The organism is Lachnospira rogosae (ex Hitch et al. 2025), assembly GCF_040096455.1.
GTDB lineage: Bacteria > Bacillota > Clostridia > Lachnospirales > Lachnospiraceae > Lachnospira > Lachnospira rogosae.
In genome coordinates, this window is sequence record NZ_JBBMER010000020.1 from 1 (window position 1) to 672 (window position 672).

2 tRNA genes and 1 rRNA gene are annotated in these 672 nt (G+C 44.2%); all 3 read left to right on the forward strand.

The window, feature by feature from the left end:
- The first annotated feature begins 217 nt into the window (after positions 1–217).
- The 3 genes from rrf (at position 218) to WMO14_RS12875 (ending at position 546) form a co-directional block, all read left to right on the forward strand.
- Positions 218–335, forward strand: a 5S ribosomal RNA gene (gene rrf / locus WMO14_RS12865).
- A 9-nt stretch (positions 336–344) separates the two neighbouring features.
- Positions 345–418 (forward strand) — tRNA-Ile (locus WMO14_RS12870).
- Positions 419–473: 55 nt separating this feature from the next.
- A tRNA-Ala gene (locus WMO14_RS12875) sits at positions 474–546 on the forward strand.
- The last annotated feature ends 126 nt before the right edge of the window (positions 547–672 follow it).

A 672-nucleotide genomic window follows, 5' to 3' on the forward strand; every position in this document is an offset into this window, starting at 1 on the left:
CTTTCTAAGGAAAAGAATGCCACGTCTGCAAGGATGTGAAGTAGAGATTGTCTTTCTGTTGAGCTGTCAAAGACAGCTGATATCAAGTAAGCCTCGAAGCAGGGCTTCTCGGTCGCGACTGCGTCGCTTATACATATAAACGCCGATAAGCTTATGAAAGCAAGCTTCCAACGCATATCGTCATTTATATGTGCACTTACTTGAGTATCGCGAATATTCTGGTGGCGATGCGCTTAGGGGAAACACCCGTACACATCCCGAACACGATGGTTAAGCCTTAAGCGGCCGATGATACTATGCTGGAGACGGTATGGGAAAGTAGGTGGCTGCCAGATTTTACAGACGGGGTTATAGCTCAGCTGGTTAGAGCGCACGCCTGATAAGCGTGAGGTCGATGGTTCGAGTCCATTTAACCCCACTTAAACCGAATACAATACAACGTTAACAGATTACAGAAATGTAAGTCTTTAGACGGGGGTATAGCTCAGTTGGGAGAGCACCTGCCTTGCAAGCAGGGGGTCAAGGGTTCGAATCCCTTTATCTCCACTGCGGATATGGTTACTGGTAATAACTGGTAATAATAAGTATCTGCAAAGATTGTTCATTGAAAACTGCATATTAAAATATCTAAAATAAACTAATAAAGTTTAGACATCCGAGGTGCGATATGTA